This window comes from Streptacidiphilus sp. MAP5-3 (genome assembly GCF_041262505.1).
Classification (GTDB): domain Bacteria; phylum Actinomycetota; class Actinomycetes; order Streptomycetales; family Streptomycetaceae; genus Streptacidiphilus.
Map to the genome: position 1 here is coordinate 1 of NZ_JBGCCL010000052.1, position 23,004 is coordinate 23,004.

At 69.4% G+C, this 23,004-nt stretch carries 11 protein-coding genes and 1 pseudogene; 1 reads left to right on the top strand and 11 read right to left on the bottom strand.

What is annotated here, in order from left to right:
* Positions 1–59: 59 nt before the first annotated feature.
* From ABH928_RS35800 to dpgA, 9 genes and pseudogenes are all read right to left on the bottom strand, one after another.
* Entirely contained in the window at positions 60–677 is a 618-nt protein-coding gene (locus ABH928_RS35800) for an AMP-binding protein (protein WP_370072920.1), read from the bottom strand.
* Between the two features lie 423 nt (positions 678–1,100).
* The gene (locus tag ABH928_RS35805) at positions 1,101–2,237 is read right to left on the bottom strand and encodes a nitric oxide synthase oxygenase (RefSeq protein ID WP_370072921.1); all 1,137 of its coding nucleotides are present in this window, start codon (positions 2,235–2,237) and stop codon (positions 1,101–1,103) included.
* Positions 2,126–2,614, bottom strand: a complete 489-nt coding sequence (locus ABH928_RS35810; RefSeq protein WP_370072922.1) for a transposase — start codon at positions 2,612–2,614, stop codon at positions 2,126–2,128. The genes ABH928_RS35805 and ABH928_RS35810 overlap by 112 nt, the downstream gene beginning before the upstream one ends.
* 310 nt (positions 2,615–2,924) lie before the next feature.
* The gene (txtE, locus tag ABH928_RS35815) at positions 2,925–4,145 is read right to left on the bottom strand and encodes a 4-nitrotryptophan synthase (RefSeq protein ID WP_370072923.1); all 1,221 of its coding nucleotides are present in this window, start codon (positions 4,143–4,145) and stop codon (positions 2,925–2,927) included.
* Positions 4,146–4,187: 42 nt separating this feature from the next.
* Positions 4,188–4,325, bottom strand: a pseudogene (locus ABH928_RS35820) (MbtH family NRPS accessory protein); the annotation flags it as partial.
* Between the two features lie 387 nt (positions 4,326–4,712).
* Positions 4,713–5,519 (bottom strand): enoyl-CoA-hydratase DpgD, encoded by an 807-nt coding sequence (dpgD, locus tag ABH928_RS35825; protein WP_370072924.1) that lies wholly within the window; start codon positions 5,517–5,519, stop codon positions 4,713–4,715.
* Positions 5,516–6,844 carry a (3,5-dihydroxyphenyl)acetyl-CoA 1,2-dioxygenase DpgC gene (gene dpgC, locus ABH928_RS35830; protein WP_370072931.1) on the bottom strand — a complete coding sequence of 443 codons (1,329 nt, stop codon included), beginning with the start codon at positions 6,842–6,844 and terminating at the stop codon, positions 5,516–5,518. Before dpgC ends, dpgD begins: the two co-directional genes overlap by 4 nt.
* A 62-nt stretch (positions 6,845–6,906) precedes the next feature.
* Positions 6,907–7,608, bottom strand: a complete 702-nt coding sequence (dpgB, locus tag ABH928_RS35835; RefSeq protein ID WP_370072926.1) for an enoyl-CoA-hydratase DpgB — start codon at positions 7,606–7,608, stop codon at positions 6,907–6,909.
* 11 nt (positions 7,609–7,619) lie between these two features.
* Positions 7,620–8,816 (bottom strand): 3,5-dihydroxyphenylacetyl-CoA synthase DpgA, encoded by a 1,197-nt coding sequence (dpgA, locus tag ABH928_RS35840; protein WP_370072927.1) that lies wholly within the window; start codon positions 8,814–8,816, stop codon positions 7,620–7,622.
* Between the two features lie 475 nt (positions 8,817–9,291).
* Between dpgA and ABH928_RS35845 the strand changes: the two genes are divergently transcribed.
* Positions 9,292–10,230: a TauD/TfdA family dioxygenase gene (locus ABH928_RS35845; protein WP_370072928.1), complete on the top strand. Its 939-nt coding sequence runs from the start codon at positions 9,292–9,294 to the stop codon at positions 10,228–10,230.
* 235 nt (positions 10,231–10,465) lie between these two features.
* Here ABH928_RS35845 and ABH928_RS35850 read toward each other — a convergent pair whose 3' ends face one another.
* A complete protein-coding gene (locus ABH928_RS35850) occupies positions 10,466–17,650 on the bottom strand; it encodes an amino acid adenylation domain-containing protein (RefSeq protein ID WP_370072929.1) in 7,185 nt (2,394 codons plus the stop codon).
* Positions 17,650–22,986, bottom strand: a complete 5,337-nt coding sequence (locus ABH928_RS35855) for an amino acid adenylation domain-containing protein (RefSeq protein WP_370072930.1) — start codon at positions 22,984–22,986, stop codon at positions 17,650–17,652. The genes ABH928_RS35850 and ABH928_RS35855 overlap by 1 nt, the downstream gene beginning before the upstream one ends.
* Positions 22,987–23,004: the final 18 nt, after the last annotated feature.

Consider the following 23,004-nt stretch of genomic DNA (forward strand, 5'->3'; position numbering starts at 1 on the left):
ACGGGTGTTCAACCAGCACCGTGCGTCACTTGAACAACTCACCGTTCCCGGCCGGGAGATCACCCGTCCCGTGCGCCCGCTACGAGGCGGGTGCAGGCGAGCCGTTCGGGCTCCAGCCATAGCGCCGGACGCCAGATCGAGGGGACCCCGTCGACCCGGGTGGCCCGTGTGTCGGCCAGACACTGCAGGAAGCGGAGCGGCAAGCGCAGCTGGTCGCGCGGCACGGGCACGACGGCGGCGCCGCTGCTCAGAGCGAGGCCGATATCCAGCAGCGAGAAGTCGAACTGCAGCGGCGAGGTGGTTGCCACCCGGTCTTCGCTGGTGACGATCCGGTGGTCCATCAGTCCGCGGTAGAAGGCGAGCACACCCCGGTGGCTCATGACGATCCCCTTGGGTCGCCCCGTCGTGCCGGACGTGAAGATCATGTAAGCGGTGTCGGTGGTGACCGCAGCGCGACGGTGCCGGGTACGGGGCGTGGGCGCCCGCTCGACCGTCAGTCTGGTCGTGTCGAACCGTGCCGTCGCGACCGAATCAGGCAGGCAGGCTCGCGCGACCGCGGCGGCGCGCGTGTGGAGTACGGCCCCGGAGGTGTCCAGGACCGAGAGCAGCCGCTGGTCGGAGGTGTCCGGGCTGACCGGGACGAAGGTGACACCGTGCATCGAGCAGGCGAGGAACATGGCGATCGCTGGGCCTGTTGTCCGCCTCAACGAGCACCCGGTCACCTATGTCCAGACCCGGCCGGTCCATCTCGGTCGCGCACGCGACGGCGAGGCTCTCAAGCTGACGATAGGTCATGATGTTGAGCTCACCGCTGTCGGTGTAGTCGATGACCGCGGGTGCCTGCGGGGTCACCCGGGCTGCGGCCAGTAGCAGTTCGTGGACCTTCGCCGCGGGGGGAGCTGCCGGAACGAAGGCCGCACGCGTCTCACTCACGTGGCACTCCCAAGGTTTGTCTTGTGGTTGGCGAACGTGGCGCCGCCGGGCAGCGCTGCCAGGGTCCGAGCAAACCAGGTCGATCTGGAACACCTGGTCGACGTACGAGGCGCCACATCTCGCCGAAGGCAGGACCCCGGACCGAAGCCGCCGCGGCGGTGAGTCGCTCAGTGCGCATACGGGCATTGTCCCCGGCTGCGAGCACGCGCCTGGTCGTCAAGGTAGAAGTTGGGGCGTTGCTCGGTGTCGTCGTAGTAGCGGTGGAAGACGGGCGTGATGCCGCCGGAGATCGGGGGAACGATCCAGCTCCAGTCCGCGGAAACAGTGCGGCCGTTACGCCCTTCCCGGGCCAGGTGGGTGAGAAAGTGCCGGGATTCCGTGTGGTGGTTGCTGATCGTGACACCGGCGGTGGTGAAAGAGTGCAAGACTGCAACATTCAGCTCGACCAACGCGCGATCACGCCACAGGGTGATTTCGCTGCTGATATCCAGGCCGAGGCACTCTGCCACGGTCAGCAACAAATCGAACCGGTCCTCGTCGACCAGGTTGCGCGCGCCGATCTCACTACCCATGTACCAGCCGTTGAACGGGGCAAGGGGGTAGTCGATGCCTCCGATGCGCAGACGCATGTTGGAGATCGCTGGCACGGCATACCAGCGCAACGCCAAATCGGCGATCTGTGGATGCTCCGGGTGGATGATGGGCACTTCAAGGATCAGATCGGAGGGCAGCTCGAAGATCTGCGGCTTGTCATCGGCGGTCTCTATGACCAATGGCAATACATCGAAGAGGCCTTGGGGGGCCGACCATCCAAGTCGGCAGACGGCCTCAGTGAAGTCCACCAACGCTGGGTCACCAAGAATGGTCCCGTCCTGCCGGCGGTAGCCGGCGTAACGGATGAGCTGGTCGTTCCATACTCTGGGGGCGGCCCGCTCGGGGGTGTCGGGGGCAAAGATCGAGATGACGGGGCGGATGCGTCCGGCGTTCGTCGCCTGACGCAGATGCTCACAGAGGCATCGGTAAATCGCCTCGGACGTTTTCGCGTCCCGTCGGTCCATGACGCGAAGGCTGTTCCAGTACAAGCGACCGATGCAGCGACTGGAGTTACGCCAGGCTACACGGGCGCCGAAGGCCAGTTCCTCGGAGGTGTGTCGATAGGCGCCCGTATTGTCGATCTCGATGAGGACCTGTCTCAGACGCGCTGTGAACGGGACGGGCTGCTCGGGCTGCTCGGTATGGAACTGGCGCAGGAACTCCTCCGCTTCTTTGGGGTCAGCGGCACTGCTGGAGCGGCGCGCGGGCACGGAAGCCAGGCACGTCGGTGCCGTGCCAGCCGTGGCGGTGGGGGCGCAATGGTCAAGGGTGCTTGCTGGAAGTGTTTCGGCATCCATGGGTTTCCTCGCGGCCTGGCATGCACTTTCCGCTGCGGCCCCACTGCCAGGGTGAATACTTGGCTGGCCACACGCGAACGAAGAGTTCTCAGTTCCTCAAGCTCAGTCGGTCCCATTCCGCCGGCGGCCAGGGTGCCGGCGCGCTCCTCGCGGCGCACCCAGCTCCGTAGGGTCTCGCGGTTGACGCCGAGTTCGGTGGCGACGTCGGCGATGGTGCGGTGCGGACTGGAGCGTACGAGGGCGACTGCGTCGCGCTGGAACTCCGGGGAATGACGGGATGGACGTGGCATCCAGGGCCCCTTCTTCTTGGATTATGGAGGAACCAAGTATCGGGGTGTCTACTCACCGGGGGACGGGCCAAACAGCCTGACCAGGCTTCACTATGAAGGCGCCATGTCCGAGTACCCCCTTACCGAGGCGGGCCGACCCCCTGGCCGCTTCGCGATGAGCGGTTTGCCGAGCTTGGCCGCCGGCCTTCGCATCTGCACGAGGGCACGGGGCGTCATGACAGAACCCCTATCGTGTGACGCGAAAGCCCCCGTGCGGTTCATTCGCCACGCAGAAGCAGTCCATCAGCCCCGTGCCCCGGATGACGGCTCGTCAGGCCAGGAGCAGTGGCAGGGACCGGAGCGACCGGAATTCAAGGTTGCTGTTCCATTCGGGGTCTCCCGCCAGCCGGATCATCGGGAAACGTGCGAAGAGAGCAACGAAGAACCACTTGATTTCGAGGCTAGCTATCTGCCTACCGAGACACGCGTGCGGCCCGAAGCCGAACGACAGATTCTTGCCACTGTTCTGCCGACCAAGGTCGAACTCGTTCGGACGGGCGAAGACGTTCGGGTCCCGATTTGCCGCCCCCAGGAACAGGGCGACCCTCTGCCCCTCCTTGATACGAACACCGCGCAGGTCCACGTCCGTCGCCGCGACGCGCCACGTAAACTGGTTTGACGCGTTGAAGCGCACCACTTCGTTCGCCGTGTTCTCAACGCACTCGGGATTCTCCAGGAAGCGTGCGATCTGATCGGGGTTCGTCGCGAACGCGAGCATGCCGCTACCGACGGATCCCGGCGTCGTGGGCGCAAACAGCGCGATCAACAGAAGCACCAGCTGATGTACGGTCTGCTGCGGCGTGACCTCGGTCTGGTCCGCCAGGCTGGCCGCGAGTCGGGCGATGACCGTGCCCGGAAGGACCCTTCCTCGCTTGCCCTGAATGAGTTCGAGTGCGTAGGTGTGGAGGTCCGTGAGGTGCTCGAGCAGGTGCTCGAGCTCCAGCGGCTGCTCTTGCGGCCCCGACCAGTAGGTCATCACCTTGGCTACGCTGGGTATCACGGCGTCAAGATCCTCTTCGGGAACTCCGAAGGCGTGAACAGCTGCATTCACGGGAAGCTTTTCGGCCAGCGCGGTGACGGCGTCGATCTCCTTCACGCCGTCCGGGATACTGGCGACCAGGTCGTAGGCGACACGTTCGATCACCTTGCTGTAGAACTCATGGGCCTCGCGCGTGAAGCCGGCGTGCGTGGACTTCCTCAGTGCGTTGTGTTGCGGCCCATCCGTGTACATCATCACGTTCTTGGTGAACTGGTGATAAACATTCTCGGTCGGCAGTTCCCGGCCGTCGAACTTGCCACTCAGAATCTCTTCCATGCGTTCGGCCTTGAATTGGGGATCCTTCAGCGCGCTCGCGCAGTCCTCGTATCCCATGACGGCCCACGCGTTCAAGCCCTCGCACCAGTGGACCGGCTCCTGCTCGGCAAGGCGCGCATAGGTCGGGTACGGATTCGGGACGATGCCAGGATCCGAAAGCGGCGACAGATCTTCCACGGACTGCTCCCTTTAATTTGTTTCCCTGGTTGCGGATATGGGTCAGGACGATGCGGCCAGGTTATCCATGGCGTCCATCAGGCTCTTGGGTCGCATATCCGTCCACGTGCCTTCGATAAACTCCACGCAGGACTTCCTGTCCGCCGGACCGTGCGCCACACTCCATCCCGCGGGTACCTCGTTCGTGGGTTCCCCTCCGACTCGTGCACTCTGGCTAACAGAGTTTTAGCGATGACCGCTAACAGCTCAGGGGGACATCATTTCCCCCGACTGTCGCGATCAGGCTGTCCGGCCGCAGCTCCACCACCCACGGTTCCTCGGTCCGGTCCAGGCTTCCTGACGTCCGGCCTCGCCGAACTCCGTCGGTTCCTGGCGACGCAGACCACTATGCCCCAACCACTGGCGATGGTGCGGGTGTTCAACCCGGCGCAAGTGATCGGCACGGGTGTTCAACCAGCACCGTGCGTCACTTGAACAACTCACCGTTCCCGGCCGGGAGATCACCCGTCCCGTGCGCCCGCTACGAGGCGGGTGCACGGGACGGGCGGGTTGCGCGGCCGGGCAGGGTCAGCGGCCCTGCCATCGGGGTTCGCGCCGCTCGGCGAAGGCGCGCGGGCCCTCGACGGCGTCCGCGCTGTCGCGGCGCCGCTGCTCCCACGGATAGGCGGCGGTGAACGCCTCGTCGAGCGGGAGGTCCACCGATCGCATCACGGCCTGCTTGATCGCCCGTACTGCGAGCGGGGCGCTGCGCAGCAGGTCGTCGGTCCACTCGGCGACACAGTCGTCGAGCTGGTCAGCCGGGACGACCCGGTTGACCAGGCCGAACCGCAGGGCGGTGTCGGCGTCCATGCGACGGCCGGTCAGCAGGTAGCCCATCGCCGTCTTCAACGGTAGCTGGCGGGCCAGCCGGAACGCCCCGCCGGCGCCGGGGACCAGCCCCAGCCGGGCCTCGGGCAGCGCGAAGATCGCCTGGTCCGAGGCGATGATCAGGTCGCAGGCCAGGGCGAGTTCGAAGCCTCCGCCCAGGGCGTAGCCATTGACCCGGGCGAGGACCGGCTTGGAGAGGTCGAACCGCTCGGTCAGCCGCGGCCACCCGGGCTGGCCGCGGCTGCCGAAGCTGGTGCGCGGCACTCCTGCCGCGTCCAGCCGGGCCCGTTCATGCAGGTCCTGGCCGACCGTGAAGGCCCGGTCGCCGGCGCCGGTGAGCACCGCGACCCGGACGTCGTCGTCCGCCTCGACGTCGTCCCAGATCTGCGCGAGTTCCTCGTGCATCCGCAGGTCCATGGCGTTGAGCACGGCGGGCCGGTCGAGCGTGATGCGAGCGACGCGGTCCTTCTTCTCGTACCGCACCCGTGGCTCGTCCGGGCCACTCACTCCGCCCACCCCCGGGCTTGGTCCCGCTCCTGGCGGCGGCTCTGTTCGGCAGTGAAGCGGCCTACCTTGTGGATGACATCTCCGCTGTACAGGCGCAGCGCCTGCTGGAGTGCGAACTCCGCCATGTAGAGCCGGAACGCATCCATCGGTTCCTCGGCGATGTTGATCATCCGCCGGTTGGCCACCACGGCCTGGCCGCGCATCCGGTCCAGGCTCCGCTCGATGGCGAGGTCGAGCTCGTCGGGCTCGTGGACCTCGTCGATGAGCAGGGCGGCCTCCGGTTCGCCCGCGTGGACGCGGCGTCCGCTGAGGATGACCTGGCGGGACAGCCGGGGCCCGCCGATCGCGCTGAGGCGGAAGTTGGCGGCGCCTGGCACGATCCCCTCCTTCGCGGCGGGCAGGCTGAGGTAGGAGTCGGTGGCGGCCAGCACGTGGTCGAAAACCAGCAGCAACTGCATGCCGCCGCCGATCGCGAAACCGTCGACGGCGGCGACCCAGGGCTTCTCCACCCTCGCGGGGCGCCAGCTGGTGCTGTCGCCGGTGATCAGACCGCGCTGGATCTTGTGGATGTAGCCGAGTTCGCGGCGCAGCAGGAAGTCGACCAGGGAGATCCCGCCACCGGAGAGCGCCTTGAGGTTGATGCCGGCGCTGAAGATCCGCCGACCCCAGTAGCGGGGGTGGGTCATCTCGCCGCCGCGCAGCAGGCAGACCTCAACCTCGGGGTCGAGCATCGCGAGGTCGACGGCGGTCTCCATGGCGTCGACCTGCTGGTTGTCCTCGGCGTTGAGCCGGTCGTGGCCGGTCATGGTGAGCCGGGCGACGGGGCCGGTGCGTTCCAGCCGGACCGGCCCGAGGTCGATGCGGCCGGTGGCGGCGTACTGGTCCAGCAGGTCGAGTGCGCGCTGGGTGGGGCGCAGCATCGACTCGAGCAGGTGCGTCCCGGCGACCGGCGAGCGCAGCAGGTGGCTGAAGAAGAGGCCCTGGTCGATCTCGTGGCCTTCCTTGCCGGCCTGGGTGCGGGTCCGTTCGTCGTCGAGCTGCGTGGCGGTGGGCACCAGGCCGGGGAAGGCGTGGGCGGCGGCCTCGGCGAGTTCGGCGAGCCGCAGGTGGCGGGTGCGGCCGGCGGTGAGTTCGTCGTGGACGGCGTCGATGTGGGTGCGCAGGAACATCTCGCGCAGGGTCCGGGTGACGTCGATCGCCTCGGCGGCGGCGGTGCGCTGGCAGGTGGTGCGCACGGCCGGGACGGGCAGGATCGCCAGCAGGCCCTCGGAGTGGGCTGCGGCGGCGGCGAGGGCGGCACGGGCGGTGGCGAGGTCGCCGCGCATCGCGCGCAGGTCCTCCTCGGGTGCCGGCGGGTGGCCGGCGGCGTTCGGGGCCTGGCGGGTGGTCACGAGGCGGCTCCGGCGACAGCGCGGCGCAGGGTCCGGTCGACCGCTGCGAGGTGGACTCCGAGGGCCTCCTCGAAGCTGGTGGTGGCCGCGTCGGCCATGAGCTGGCGCCGGATGGCCAGTTCGGTGCCGCTGATGCCGCCGGCGCGCAGGGCGACGGTGGCGAGGGCCTCGGTGACGTCCTCGGTGAGTTCGTCGAGCAGGTGCAGGGCGAGTGCGTCGCCCGCGTCGACCGGGGTGCCGAACAGAACGGCGCGGCGGATCGCGGCGGCGGTCGCACCGTGCTGGGAGATCCGGTAGAGGGCCATGCCGGGCCAGGTCGCGCCGCCACCGACGGGTACCACCAGGCGCACCGAGGTGGTGGCGATGCGGTAGTCGGCGGCGAGCATCGCGTCCAGGGCGGTGCCGCCGCAGTCGCCGTCGGCGATGGCGATGGTGGCGGCGGGGAGCCGCTCGAGGCGGCGCAGCGCGCGCTCCCACTTGCTGACCAGTGACACCGTCAGATCGGCGGCCCAGGTGCCGCCGGGGACACCGCCGAGGCGCAGGACGACGCGGCCGCTGCCGGCCCGCTCCTCGACGCGGTCGCAGACGGCTGTCACCGCCGCGACGGTGGCGAGGGTCAGCGGCTTGGCGCCGTCGATGACCAGGTCGATGTCCTCGGGGCCCGCACCGAGCCCGGTGGTCCTCGTGTTCTCTGCCATCTGCTTCTCCCTCACCACTGCAGCAGCGCCGTTTCGATCGTGGAACCCGGTCCCATGGTCATCATCACGACGTGGTCGCCAGCCCTCGCGACGCCCTCGTCGAGCAGCCGCTGGTACGAGAACAGGAACGAGCCGCTGGACAGGTTGCCGTAGTCGCGCAGCACGCTGGTGGTGTGCCGGACGTCGTGCCGGGTCAGGCCCAGGTTGACCCGGACCGCGTCGATGACCTTCTTGCCGCCGGAGTGCACCAGCCACTGGCTGATGTCGCTGCGGCGCAGGCCGGCGCCGGACAGCAGCCGGTCGACGACCTGTTCGGCGTTGGCTCCGACCACGTAGGGCACGTGCGGGTCGAGGTAGAAGCTGAACTTGCCCTGCTCGTCGTCCCAGTCGTAGCGCATCGCGCCGATGGCGTCGGTGATCAGGTGGCTGGCGAAGCCGAGGATGCGCGGGCCGCTGGTGCCGGGCGGCACGTCGGTCGGGGCGTAGGCGCTGTCCGGCGGGTCGGCGATCAGGGCGATGGCGGCGGCGCCGTCGCCGAAGAGGCTGTTGACCACGGCGGTGCGCATGGTGCCGTCGATCACGTAGGCGGCCGAGCAGGCCTCGGCGCAAAGCAGGACGGCGACCCTACCGGGGTTGGCGGTGGCCCAACTGGCGGTGGCGTTGAGGGCGTTCAGCCCGGCGTTGCAGCCCATCCCGACCACGTCGATGCGGCTGGTCTTCGGCAGGATCCCCATCTCGCGGATCAGGTGGGCGCTCAGGCCAGGGGTGAGGAAGCCGGTTGTGGTGGTGCAGCACAGGTAGTCGATGTCGGCCGGCTCGAGTCCGCTGTCCTCGAGGCAGGCGCGGACCGCCCGGGCGCCCATGTCCAGGGCCAGTCGCTTGTGCTTGTCCAGCAGTTCGCCCTGAGCCTCGGAGAGCACGGCGCCGTCGGCGTCCCTCGGCGGGACGGTGAGGTAGCGGCGCTCGATCGCGCTGTTGAGGAAGATCGAGCGTACCTTGGGGTCGGTGATGCGGAAGATGTCGAGCAGTTCCCGCTGCGAGTAGGAGTGCTCGGTGTTGGCGGTGCCGACTCCGACGATCCGGGCGGCGTTGGGGGTGTTCTTGCCTTCGAGGGCCGGCTGGTCCAGCGTCCCGGTCCCCGGGTGGGCCGGGCGCCGGGGCGGAGCCTGGCGGGTTCGGCTCGGCGTGCGGCTGTTGCTGGTCGTCATCGGAACGTCCACCCCCACATGCGGGTCTTGCTGCGGACTCGGCGTACTAGGGCCGACACGGCTGGTACCTCCGTCTGGAGCGGTGTGTTGTCTGTCGACGTGCGGAGCGACCCCGGCGGCGCAAGGTCGCCTCGGGGCCGACCCGGTCGGGTGGACCTGTCAGTTCTGGGACACGGCCTCGACCAGGCTTTTGGACCGCGTGTCGGTCCGGTCCTGCTCGATGTGGTCGCAGCACTCCTGGCGGACCACCCGGCGTTCAGTGACAATCGTGGGCGACCAAAAGAGGGCTCTGGAGAGATCCCCCTGCTGCCCGCCACGGGCACGAAGCCCCGCCTCTCGACAGCAGCATGGCCTCAGTCCCACCGAACCAACAACTCCAGTCGTGCTGGCCAGCGTTCAACCGCCGCGCGACCACCGTTGAACACAGGTGCACGACTCGACGCCCAACGTCCCAATCACCAAGGAGATATCCCCCATGAGCGTTCAGCAGGGCTGGGCACCGCAACGGATCACGCCCGAGAACACCGGCGCCGGCGCGACCCCCCAGGGACTGACGGAGTACCTCGACTCAGTCGCGGTCGACGAACTGCTGGGCCGTCACCAGGCCTTGCTGTTCCGGGGTTTCGATGTCACCGAGGCGGGCCTGGCGGACGTGATGCCCGCCCTGCTGCCCGAGCGCCTCGCGTACGTGCACGGCAACACGCCCAGGACCAAGGTCTCCGACAACGTCTACACCTCGACGGAGTACCCGCCCGAGTACGCGATCTCCATGCACAGCGAGCTCTCCTACGCCCACGCCTGGCCCTCCCGGCTGCTCTTCTGCTGCGTATGGCCGGCTGCGACGGGAGGCGCCACTCCACTGCTGGACGGCGCCACCTGGCTGGCGGCACTCGACGACCGGATCCGTGCGGACTTCAGCGGCGGTGTCTGCTACCGGCAGTACCTTCACGGCGGCCGGGGCTTCGGCAAGAGCTGGCAGGCGACGTTCGAGACGGACGACCGGGCGGAGGTCGAGAAGCTGCTGGCCGAGGCGGGCGTGAGCTGGGACTGGACCGCCGGCAATGCGCTGCGGACGCGCCAGGTCCGGCCCTCGACGGTCCGCCACCCGGTCACCGGTGCGGAGGTCTGGTTCAACCAGGCGGACCAGTGGCACCCCGCGACACTGGGCGAGGAGACCATGCGCGAGCTCGCGGCCATCGTCCCCGCGGACGAGCTGCCGCAGTCGGTGACCTTCGCCGATGGCTCCCCGATCCCCGACGACTACGTGCTTGAGATCCGCGAGAAGGGACTGGCGCTGGCCGTTGACGTCGACTGGCGCCAGGGCGACGTCCTGGTCATCGACAACGTCGCCGTCGCACACGGGCGCAGGGCGTTCTCCGGGAGCCGCCGAGTCCTGGTCGCCATGGCGCGCTGAGAGTACCGGTCAGAGCGCGGGAGCCCTGGTCCGCCGTTGGTGGGCCAGGGCTCCCGCTTCGGTCGGTGGCCGAGCCGGGCGTCACTCGGGAGGCGAGACGATCCTCGCCTCATGGGCGGCGACGGCGAGTTGCGCCCGGTCGCGTGCATTGAGCGGGAGGGCCGCCGCCCGCGGTGCGGATGACAACACTCCCGTTCGCTTCCGGCGTGCCTACCGCCGTGCCCGTAGGAGACCGCTACGACCGGCCCGAGCCCAGCCATCCCTCGACCGCGGCCCACACCTGGCCCAGTGTGTCAGGCCGCACCAGGTCGCGGTGCGTGCAGGGAAGGCTCACCTCGGTGATCTTCCCGGAGATGTATGGCTCCCACCGCTGCACCCACGGCACATCGGTCGCCCTGCCCTCCGCCGCGACCACCACCAGGGCATCCCCGCCGAACCGACCGGCCCGGTGCTCCTCCTGCAGCTGCTTGTTGTTGTCGAAGACGTGAACGATCCGGATCAGCTCCTCGTCCGAGACCCCGCCGAGGACATGGCCCACACTCGCCCGGAGCTCCCGGAGCCTCTGGGCAAGAACGTCGTTCTCGTCGGACGTCGACGAGCCCGCCGGGTCGTCGGACCCGTCCGCCTCCCCGGCGTCGCGGGATGCCTCGCCGACCGCGGCGGGATCCGCGTCCCGCTGCACCGGGAAGGTGTCCAGGATGACCAGCGCGGCCACCTGCTCACCCGCGGCCTCCAGTTGCACCGCGATCTCGTGCGCCACCGTCCCCCCGAAGGAGTAGCCCACCAGATGGTAGGGGCCGCTCGGCTGCACGGAACGAATCTGCTCGATGTACGCCGCGGCCATCTCCACAGCACCGGAGGCGAGTTCACTCGTGCCGTCGAGCCCGTCGGCCTGCAACCCGTAGAGCGGATACTCCTGCGGGACGTACCGGGCCAGCGGCAGGTAGCACCAGCTCGACCCGCTTCCGGGATGCACGAAGAAGAACGGCGGCTCGCTGCCGCTCGACCGGATGGCGAGCATGCCGCAGAACGCGTCCTTGACCGACGACAAGGACAACGTGCTGAGCAGCCCCGCCACGGTCGGGTTGGTGATCAGGTCGCGCACCGACACCGACACACCACGCGACCGCAGTTCCTCCACCAACGACACCGCCAGCAGCGAGTGCCCGCCCAGCGCGAAGAAGTCGTCGTCGACCCCGACGCTCTCCAACCCCAGTACCTTCGCGAACGCCTCGCACACGCTCTGCTCGAAGGCACTGAGCGAGCCACCGCCCTGGAGGGCCTGCGCACTCACGGCGTACTGCGGGGCCGGCAGGGCCGTGCGGTCGAGCTTGCCGTTCACGGTCAGCGGCAGCGCGTCCAGCAGCACGACTGCCGACGGCACCATGTAGGACGGCAACCGCTCACCCGCGAACTCCCGCAACAGGGCGACGAGTTCGTCCGGCGGTGTGTCCGAGCCGGCCGGAACGGCGTACGCCACCAGGCGGATGTCTCCCGGAACGTCCTCGCGAGCGACGACCGCGATCTGGGCCACGGCGGGATGGGCGGCCAGGACGGCCTGGACCTCGCCGGGCTCGATCCGGAAGCCGCGCACCTTCACCTGCTCGTCCGCGCGGCCCGCGAACACCAGCTCTCCGTCGCCCGACCACTTCGCGCGGTCGCCCGTGCGGTACAGCCGCCCACCCGGCACCCCGAGCGGCGACGCCACGAACCGCCCCGCGGTCAGCCCGGGACGCCCCAGGTACCCGCGCGCCAACTGCCCGCCAGCAACGTACAACTCACCCGTCACACCTACCGGAACCGGCTGCAGGAACTCGTCCAGCACGTACACGCCCAGGCCCGGGATGCCACGCCCGATCACGCTGTCCGACCCGCCCTCACCCGGCGCGAGCTCGCGGAACGTCACCATCACCGTCGTCTCGGTGATGCCGTACATGTTCACCAACCGCGGACCGGCATCACCGTGGCGCCCCCACCAGCCGCTCAGCCGGCCCAGATCCAGCGCCTCACCGCCGAACACCACCGCACGCACCGAGGCCACCGACCCAGGCCGCTGCTCCTCCGCGGCAGCCAACTGGTAGAACGCCGACGGTGTCTGACTCACCACCGTCACCCGCTCACGCTCGATCAGCGCCAGGAACTCCTGCGGCGACCGCGACTCCCCAGACGGGACCACCACCACCCGACCCCCGTGCAGCAGCGCACCCCACATCTCCCACACCGAGAAGTCGAACGCGAACGAGTGGAAGCACGACCACACGTCATCCGCCCGGAACCCGCCGAACAGCGGCCCCGCCTGCGCGAACAACTCGGTCACACTGCCGTGCGACACCACCACGCCCTTGGGCCGACCCGTCGACCCCGAGGTGTAGATCACGTACGCCGGATGCCCCGGCAGCACCGCACACTCCGCCGCCCCGCCATCCAGCGCCGCCAACTCCCCCACCACCGATGGCTCGTCCAACACCGCCACCCCGACACCGAAGCCACCCAACCGATCCGCCAGCTCAGCACACGTCAGCACCAGACAGGCGCCCGCATCACCCAAGGTGAACCCGATCCGGTCGTCCGGATACACCGGATCGATCGGCAGATACGCACCCCCCGCCTTCACCACCGCCAGGATCGCCACCACCGCCTCGACCCCGCGCTCCAGACACACCGCCACGACCGACTCCGCACCCACACCACGCCCGACCAGCAACCGCGCCAACCGGTTCGCCCGCTCGTCCAACTCCGCGTACGACACCTCGACACCCTCGAACACCAGCGCCACCGCATCCGGCGTCCGCGCCACCTGCGCCGCGAACAACGCCGGCAAGGTCGAGGACGCCACCTCCAGCGCCGTCTCGTTCCACTCCTCCACGATCTGCCGGCGCTCAGCCTCACCCATCACATCCACCGCGCTCAACCGGGTCCCCGGCCGCGCCGTCACCGTCTCCAGGACCTGGACCCACCAGCCCGCGATCCGCCGCACGGTCTGCGCGTCGAACAGATCCGCAGCCGCGATCAGCGTGACGCGCAACCCCGCCGGCACGCCCTGCGCATCGAAGACCTCACCCACACTCACTTCCAGGTCGAACTTCGCCGCCGACGCAGCCGCAGCAACCGCCCAAGGCCGCACCCCGGGCAAGTCCAACACCGCCGCAGCCATGTTCTGCACCGTGAGCATGACCTGGAAGAGCGGGTGCCGGGCCATCGACCGGACCGGCGACAGTTCCTCCACCAGCTTCTCGAACGGCACGTCCTGGTGCTCGAACGCCCCGAGACTGGCCTCCCGCACCCGCTCCAGCACCTCGTCGAAGGTCGGGTCACCGGACAGGTCCGTGCGCACCACCAGCGTGTTGACGAAGAACCCGACCAGGTCGTTGAGCGCCTCATCGGTACGCCCGGCGATCGCGGAACCGATCGGGATGTCCGTGCCCGCCCCCAGGCGGTTCAACGTCACCGCCAACGCCGCCTGCACCACCATGAACAGGGTCGCCCCCCGCTCCCGGGCCAGCGCCGCCAGTCGCCGGTGCGTCTCTGCGGAGACGGTCAGATCCACACTCTCGCCGCGGTGCGAAGCCCGCGCCGGACGTTGGCGATCCGCCGGCAGCACCAACTCCTCCGGCACCCCCGCCAACGCCTCGCGCCAGTACGCCACCTGCCCGGACAGCACACTGTCCGGATCCTGCTCGTCACCGAGCACCTCCCGCTGCCACAGCGCATAGTCCGCGTACTGCACCGGCAGCGCGGCCCAGTCGGGCTTCCGGCCCTCCACCCGAGCGGTGTACGCCCTGGAGATGTCCCGCCCCAGCACACCGAACGACCAGCCGTCACCAGCGATGTGGTGCACCAGCACCACCACCACATGCTCCTGCGGCGCCACCGCGAACACCGCCGCCCGCAGCGGAACCTGCACGGCCAGATCGAACAGGTGGCTGGCGGCCTCGGCCACCGCCGCATCCAGCCCGTCCGGCCCGACCACCAAAACCGGCACCTCGAAACCGCACTCCTCCAGCGACAGCACCCGCTGATACGGCTCACCGTCCACCACCGGGAACACGGTGCGCAGCACCTCGTGCCGACCCACCACATCCCGCAACGCCCCAGCCAGGGCCTCCCGGTCCACCTCCCCGGTCAGCCGCAGCGCCATCGGGATGTTGTAGGTCGCACTCGGGCCCTCCAACTGCCCCAGGAACCACAGCCGACGCTGCGCGAACGACAACGGCACCCGTTCCGGACGCACCACCGGCACCAACGCCGCACGACCCGCGCCGGCCCCACCCAGCCACGCCGCCACCGCAGCCGGCGTCGGGCCCTCGAACAGCACCCGCAACGGCAACTCCACACCCAAGACCGCACGCACCCGGCTCACCAACCGCATCGCCAGCAGGGAGTGGCCGCCCAGGGCGAAGAAGTCGCCCTCCACGCCAACCCGCTCCAGGCCCAGCACCTGCGCGAACGCCTGGCACAGCAACTCCTCCCGCACCGTCGCCGAAGCCCGCCCCGCATCCGCCAGGCCCGTGTAGTCCGGAGCAGGCAGGGCCTTACGGTCCACCTTGCCGTTCACCGTCAGCGGCAGCTCGCCGAGGACCACCACAGCGGCCGGAACCATGTGGGACGGCAACCGCCCGGCCACGAAATCACGTACAGAAGCCGGAAGTTCATCGCCCGCAGCGCCGGTGCCCACCACGTAGGCGACCAACTGCGAGTCCTCGCCCACCTGGTCCTGCCGGGCCATGACCGCGGCCTGCGCCACGCCCGGGTGCTCGGCCACCACGGCCTGGACCTCGCCCGGTTCCACCCGGAAGCCGCGCACCTTCACCTGCTCGTCCGCACGGCCCAGGTGCACCAGTTCGCCGTCGGTGGTCCACCGCACCAGGTCACCCGTCGCGTACATCCGCTCGCCGACCACCCCGAACGGACAGGCCACGAACCGCCCCGCCGTCAAACCGGCACGCCCCACATACCCGCGTGCCACCTGCGGACCAGCCACATACAACTCACCCACCGCACCAACCGGAACAGGACTCAACGACCCGTCCAGCACATAAGCCCGGGTGTTCGCCACCGGCACCCCCAACGGCACCACACCCCCAGCCACCCACTCCCGGCCCAGCCGGCCCGCCACCACACCGATCGTCGTCTCAGTCGGCCCGTAATGGTTGAACACACCACGACCACCCGCCACTTCGAGCAGCCCCGCGACCAGCGCCGGCGACGCCGCCTCGCCACCCAGCACCAACGCCCCCGCCGGCATCAGGGCCGCCAGACCCGCCGCCGCACCCAGCGCCGCCAGATGCGAGGGCACCACCTTCACGAAATCGATCCGGTTCTCCGCCAGATACCGGGCCACCGCCGACGGATCAGTCACCGCACCCTCCTGGAGGACGTGCAGCTCACCACCAGTCGTCAGACTCGCGAACACCACCGTATTACCCAGATCCGTCACCGTCGGCTGCAACAACGCATACCGCCCACCCGGCGCACCGAAGCCCACCTGCCCCGGCACCGAGCCCACGTAGTTCGCCAGCCCCCGATGCGTCACAGCCACACCCTTGGGCCTGCCCGTCGAACCCGACGTGTAGATCACATAGGCCAACTGGTCGTCCAGCACCTCGAGTTCCGGCGCAGTAGCGGGCCGTGCGACCAGCTCGGCCAGCACCGCCGGATCATCCAACGCGATCGAACAAACCCCCTCGGCCGCCAACTCCCTGATCAGCGCCGCCTCACCCAGCACATGCCCAGCCCCGCTGTCGGCCAGCACCTCACCAAGCCGCTGCACCGGATACGCCGGATCCAGCGGCAGGTACGCCGCCCCCGCCTTCCACACCGCCAGAATCGCCTCGATCGCCTGCACGCCACGCGGCAGACACAGACCCACCAGCGACTCCGCACCAACCCCCTCGGCAACCAGATGGTGCGCCAACCGATTCGCCCGCGCGTCCAACTCCGCATAGCTGACCGCCGAACCATCCGCCACCACCGCAACCGCCCCCGGCGTCGCCGCCACCTGCGCCGCGAACCGCCCCGGCACCGACACAACCTCACCCGACACCACGGTGTCGTTCCAGGTCTCCAACACCAGCCGACGCTCAGCCTCGCCCATCACATCCACCGCGCTCAACCGGGTCCCCGGCTGCGCCGTCACCGTCTCCAGGACCTGGACCCACCAGCCCGCGATCCGCCGCACGGTCTGCGCGTCGAACAGGTCCGCAGCCGCGATCAGCTTGGCGCGCAACCCCGCCGGCGCGCCCTGCGCGTCAAAGACCTCACCCACAGTCATGTCCAGGTCGAACTTGGCCGCCGACGCTTCCACGGCAACCGCCTCGAGCCGCACCCCGGGCAACTCCAACGCCGCCGAAGCCGTGCTCTGCACCGTGAGCATGACCTGGAAGAGCGGGTGCCGGGCCATCGACCGGACCGGCGACAGTTCCTCCACCAGCTTCTCGAACGGCACGTCCTGGTGCTCGAACGCCCCGAGACTGGCCTCCCGCACCCGCTCCAGCACCTCGTCGAAGGTCGGGTCACCGGACAGGTCCGTGCGCACCACCAGCGTGTTGACGAAGAACCCGACCAGGTCGTTGAGCGCCTCATCGGTACGCCCGGCGACCGGCGAGCCGATCGGGATGTCCGTGCCCGCGCCGATCCGGTTCAGGGTGACCGCCAACGCCGCCTGCACCACCATGAACAGGGTCGCCCCCCGCTCCCGGGCCAGCGCCGCCAGTCGCCGGTGCGTCTTCGCGGAGACGGTCAACTCCACGCTCTCGCCGCGGTGCGAAGCCCGCGCCGGACGTCGGCGGTCCACCGGCAGCACCAACTCCTCCGGCACCGCCGCCAACGCCTCGCGCCAGTACGCGACCTGCTCGGAGAGCACACTGTCCGGGTCCTGCTCGTCGCCGAGCAACTCCCGCTGCCACAGCGCGTAGTCCGCGTACTGCACCGGCAGCGCGGCCCAGTCGGGCTTCCGGCCCTCGAGCCGAGCGGTGTACGCCGTGGAGATGTCCCGCGCGAGCGCACCGGTCGACCAGCCGTCACTAGCGATGTGGTGCACCAGTACCACCAGCACGTGCTCCTGCGGCGCCACCGCGAACACCGTCGCCCGCAGCGGAATCTGCACGGCCAGGTCGAACAGGTGGCTGGAGGCTTCGGCCACCGCCGCCTCCAACTCCTGCGGCGTCACCTCGGTCACCGGCACCTCGAACCCGGCCTCCTCGACCTTGAGGACCCGCTGGTACGGCTCGCCGTCCAGCACCGGGAACACGGTGCGCAGCACCTCGTGCCGACCCACCACGTCCCGCAAGGCCCCGACCAGGGCCTCCCGGTCGACCTCCCCGGTCAGCCGCAGCGCCATCGGGATGTTGTAGGTCGCGCTCGGACCCTCCAACTGCCCCAGGAACCACAGCCGACGCTGCGCAAACGACAACGGAAACATCAGTTCTCCCCCTGGTCACGCATCGGCCGCAGTGCGGGCCTTGCCTTCTTCTTCTGTCCAGCCTGATCCACGAGCCACTTGGCGAGCCCGGCCGGTGTCGGTGCCTCGAACAGCACCCGGATCGGTACCTCGATGCCCGACACCGCGCGCACGCGGTTCGCCAACTTCGTCACCAGCAGCGAGTGGCCGCCCAGCGCGAAGAAGTCGTCCTCGGCGCCGACCACGGACAGTCCGAGGACGGTCGCGAAGGCCTCACACGCCAAGTCTTCCTCCGCGTTCGCCGGCCCACGGCCCGAACCGGCGATCACCGCGTAGTCCGGTGCGGGAAGCGCCTTGCGGTCCAGCTTGCCGTTCACCGTCACCGGCAACGCGTCCAGTACCACCACCACCGAAGGCACCATGTACTCCGGCACCATCGCCGCGGCACGCTCGCGTGCCACCGCCGCGTCCACCACCGCACCGGCGGTCGCGACCACATACGCGACGATCCGCCTGTCACCCGGACGGTCCTCCCGCACCACCGCGACCGACTGGGCCACCGCTGCATCCTGCAGCAGTACCGACTCGATCTCACCGAGCTCGATCCGGAACCCGCGCACCTTCACCTGGTCATCCACACGCCGAAGGAATTCCAGTTGCCCCTGGGCGTTCCAACGCACCAGATCCCCGGTGCGGTACATCCGCGACCCCACCGGGCCGAACGGGTTCGCCACAAACCGGCCCGCCGTCAACCCCGGCCGATTCAGATACCCACGGGCCAACCCCGCACCCGCAACGTACAACTCACCCGCGACCCCTACCGGAACCGGTGCCATCCCTCCGTCCAACACGAACACCTGCGCATTGGAGACCGGACGGCCGATGGGAATGCTGCTCAGCTGCTCTTCCCCGGTAAGTCCCTCGCAAATCCATGACGCTACATCAACCGTCGCCTCCGTGGGACCATACGCATTGACCATCCGTCGGCCCGGCGCCCAGCGTGCCACCAACTCAGCTGACAACGCCTCGCTGCCCGTGATCAGCACCCGCAAGTCCGGGTACCGCGTCTCGGGGAGGCTGCTCAAGACCGCCGGCGGAATATGAGCATGAGTGACTTCATTCACGCGCAGGAAGTCACTGAGAGAATCTCCGTAAAGGGTCCTCGCGGGAAGCACCAGGCGCGCCCCGAACAGCAGCGCGAGGCAATACTCGGAAACAGTCACGTCGAAGCTGGCGGAGGCGAACTGGAGCACCCTGCTGTCCGGGTCGACGTCGTAGCGGTCGGCCTGGTTGGCGACCAGGCCGGCGATTCCGTGGTGGGTGACGGTGACGCCCTTGGGGCGCCCGGTAGAGCCGGAGGTGTAGATGACGTAGGCGGCGTTGGCCGGGGACAGTGGTGCGCGGCGATCCCGGTCGCCGGGGTCGGTGTCAGCCTGGGCGGCCAGGGCCGCCTCGACGGGGGGGTCGCCCAGGACCAGTACCTCGGTGTCGGTGGGCAAGCCCGGTGCCGTACCGACAGTGGTGATCACACACACAGGCCCGGCGTCATCGAGCATGAAGGCGATCCGCTCGGCCGGATACTCGGTGTCGATCGGCAAGAAGGCCGCACCCGCCTTGAGCACTGCGAGCAGCGCCACCATCATGTCCGCCGACCGCGGCACGGCCAGCCCCACCACATCCTCAGGACCGACGCCGTGGGCGATCAAGTAGTGGGCGAGGCGGTTGGCGCGGGTGTTCAGTTCGGCGTAGGTCAACTCGGTGCCCTCGTAGACCACTGCCACTCTGTCTGGTGCTGCCGCCACCTGAGCCTCGAACAGTACCGGCCACGTCGCCGCGGGAACCTCACGGTCTGTGTCGTTCCACTCCACCAACACCCGCTGCCGCTCCTGTGGGGCGAAGATGTCAGCCCGGCCGATACGGACTTCGGGGTCGTGGGCGACGGCAGAGAGCATGCGGACCAGCCGCCGGCACACGCTCTCCGCGCCGGCCCGGTCGAACAGGTCTGTGGCATACTCCAGCACCCCGGCCAGTCCGCCGGGAACCACACCACTGCCCTCCTCCCACGCGGTCAAGGAGAGATCATTCTTGGCGCCGGGCTTGGTGACCGGCAGCCCGTCGACCTTCAGGTCGTGGAGGGTGGCGTTGTGGTGGGTGTTGTTCTGGAGGACGAGCGCAACCTGGAAGAGGGGGTTGTGGGCCAGACTGCGGGGCGGGTTGAGGATTTCTACGAGTCTCTCGAAGGGGAGGTCCAGGTGGGCGTAGGCGGCCAAGTCGGTTTCACGGACGCGGTCGAGTAGTTCGGCGAAGGTGGGATCCCCCGAGGTGTCCGTGCGTAGGACAAGAGTGTTGACGAAGAAGCCGACCAAGTCGTCGAGGGCTTCGTCCCCACGCCCGGCCACTGCCGACCCGATCGGAATGTCCGTGCCGGCGCCAAGGCGCGTCAGCAGTGCGGCCAATGCGGCCTGCAAGACCATGTACAGGGTGCACCCGTGGGCCTTGGCCACCTCCAACAGCCGTGTGTGCACTTCGGCGTCGACGGCGAAGGGGACGGTGGCACCGCGGTAGCTGGCCACCGCCGGGCGGGGCCGATCGGTGGGCAGTTCCAGCAGATCCGGTGCCCCCGCCAACGCCTCGCGCCAGTACGCCACCTGCCCGGACAGCACACTGTCCGGGTCCTGCTCGTCACCGAGCACCTCCCGCTGCCACAGCGCATAGTCCGCGTACTGCACCGGCAGCGCGGCCCAGTCGGGCCTGCGGCCCTCCAGCCGAGCGGTGTACGCCGTGGAGATGTCCCGCGCCAGCGCCCCGAACGACCAGCCGTCACTGGCGATGTGGTGCACCAGCACCACCAGCACGTGGTCGTCCTCGCCCACCCCCAGCAGCGTCGCCCGAAGCGGGATCTCCGAGGCCAGGTCGAACACGGACCCGACCGCCTCCGCCACCGCCGCATCCAACTCCTGCGGCGTCACCTCGGCCACCGGCACCTCGAAGCCGCACTCCTCCGGCGACAGCACCCGCTGGAACGGCTCACCGTCCACCACCGGGAACACCGTGCGCAGCACCTCGTGGCGGCCGACCACGTCCCGCAGCGCTTCCGCGAGGGCTTCCCTGTCCAACTCCCCACGCAGTCGCAGCGCCATCGGGATGTTGTAGGTCGCACTCGGACCCTCCAACTCACCGAGGAACCACAGCCGACGCTGCGCGAACGACAACGGCACCCGCTCCGGACGCACCACCGGCACCAACGCCGCACGACCCGCTCCGGCCCCACCCAGCCACGCCGCCACCGCAGCCGGCGTCGGACCCTCGAACAACACCCGCAACGGCAACTCCACACCCAACACCGCACGCACCCGGCTCACCAACCGCATCGCCAGCAGGGAGTGGCCGCCCAGGGCGAAGAAGTCGCCCTCCACGCCAACCCGCTCCAGGCCCAGCACCTGCGCGAACGCCTGGCACAGCAACTCCTCCCGCACCGTCGCCGGACCCCGCCCCGCACCCGCCAGGCCCGTGTAGTCCGGAGCAGGCAGGGCCTTACGGTCCACCTTGCCGTTCACCGTCAGCGGGAGTGCGTCGAGCGGCATCAGCACCGCCGGAACCGCGTACTCCGGCAGCTCCGCCGCCAACTGCGCACGCACCTTGCCGAGTTCCAGCTCCGGAGCAGCAACGACATATCCAACGAGACGCTTGTCACTCGGCACGTCCTCACGCACCACCACCGCCGCCTGCGCCACCGAGGGCTGCGCCAGCAGCACGGCCTCGATCTCACCGGGCTCGATCCGGAAGCCACGGATCTTCACCTGCTGATCGGCCCGGCCGGCGTACTCCAGCTCGCCGCCGGCGTTCCACCGCGCCAGGTCTCCGGTGCGGTACATCCGGGTGCCGGCAGCGAACGGGCAGGCCGTGAACCGCTCGGCGGTCAGCGCGGGTCGGTCGACGTAGCCACGTGCCAGCCCCGCACCCGCCACATAGAGCTCACCGGCCACACCCACCGGCACCGGGCGCAGGGCGGCGTCCAGCACGTAGACGCGCATGTTGTCGGGCGGTCCACCGATCGGCAGCGCGCCCTCGCCGTCCACCGCGGTGTGCGTGGCAGCGAACACGGTGACCTCGGTGGGTCCGTAGGCATTCACCACGACAGTGCCCGGGCAGGCGCTGCGGACTCGGTCCGCCATGCCCCGGGAGACCACGTCACCGCCGGTCCACACCTCGCGCAGGCCGGCGAAGCAGGCCGGGTCCTCCTCGGCGAACAGGCCGAACAGGCCGCTGGTCAGGAAGACCCAGGTCAACCCGTGCTCGGCCACCAACCGCGCCAGCGAGGCGACCGTCAAGTCACCGGCCGGCGCCACCACCACCCGGTGCCCGGACAGCAGCGGGACCCACAGTTCCATCGTCGACGCGTCGAAGGAGTACGGCGAGTGCAGCAGCACCCGCTCCGTCCCCGCGCCCGCGAACCGCCGGTCCCGCGCCAAGGCCGCCACATCGGCATGCGTCACCGCCACGCCCTTCGCCCGACCCGTCGAGCCGGAGGTGTACATCACATAGGCCACCCCCTCCGCCTCGTAGGAGACCTCCAACGGCTCCGCGACGCCCGCGCCGGAGACCTCCAGCACCGCCACACCCAACTCCGCCGCCTGCCCGCGCGACTCGGCATCCGTCAGGACGACCGAGGCACCCGTCTCCCCGACGATCGTCCGGCGATGCGCCAACGGATACCGGGCATCCAGCGGAACGTAGTAGCCGCCCGCCTTCACCACCGCGAGCACCGCCACCACCAACTCGACCGAGCGTTCCATCAGCACCGCGACGCCGCACTCCGCACCCACTCCCAGGTCGACCAGCCTCCGCGCCACCGCGTTGGCCCGCGCGTCCAACTCCGCGTACGACAGCTCGACCCCGTCAGCCACCACTGCCACCGCTTCCGGCGTCCGCGCCACCTGGGCCGCGAACAACCCCGGCAACGTCGCGTCCACCAGCGGCCGGGCAGTGTCGTTCCACTCCGCCACGATCTGGCGGGACTCGGCCTCACCCAGCACATCCACCGCCGACAGCCGCGTCTGCTCCGGGGCATCCTCCAGGACGGCGACGAGGTTGGCCAGGGTGGCGTGCATCAGCTCGCAGATCTGCCGTGCGTCGATCGGGGCCACCACGTCGACACTCACTGCGAACCCGGTGGTGAGATCGTCGACGGACACGGACACGGGGTAGTTGGTGCGGTCCCCTCCTCCCACCAGCCCGACGCCGGAGAGGCCGGGGTCGGCCACGGAACTCGGTGCCTGGCTGTAGCGGTAGTTGAAGATCGAGGTGAACAGCGGGCCGCCACCCGTCATCCCGCTCGCCTGCTGCGCCAGCGACAACGGCGCATGCTCATGCAC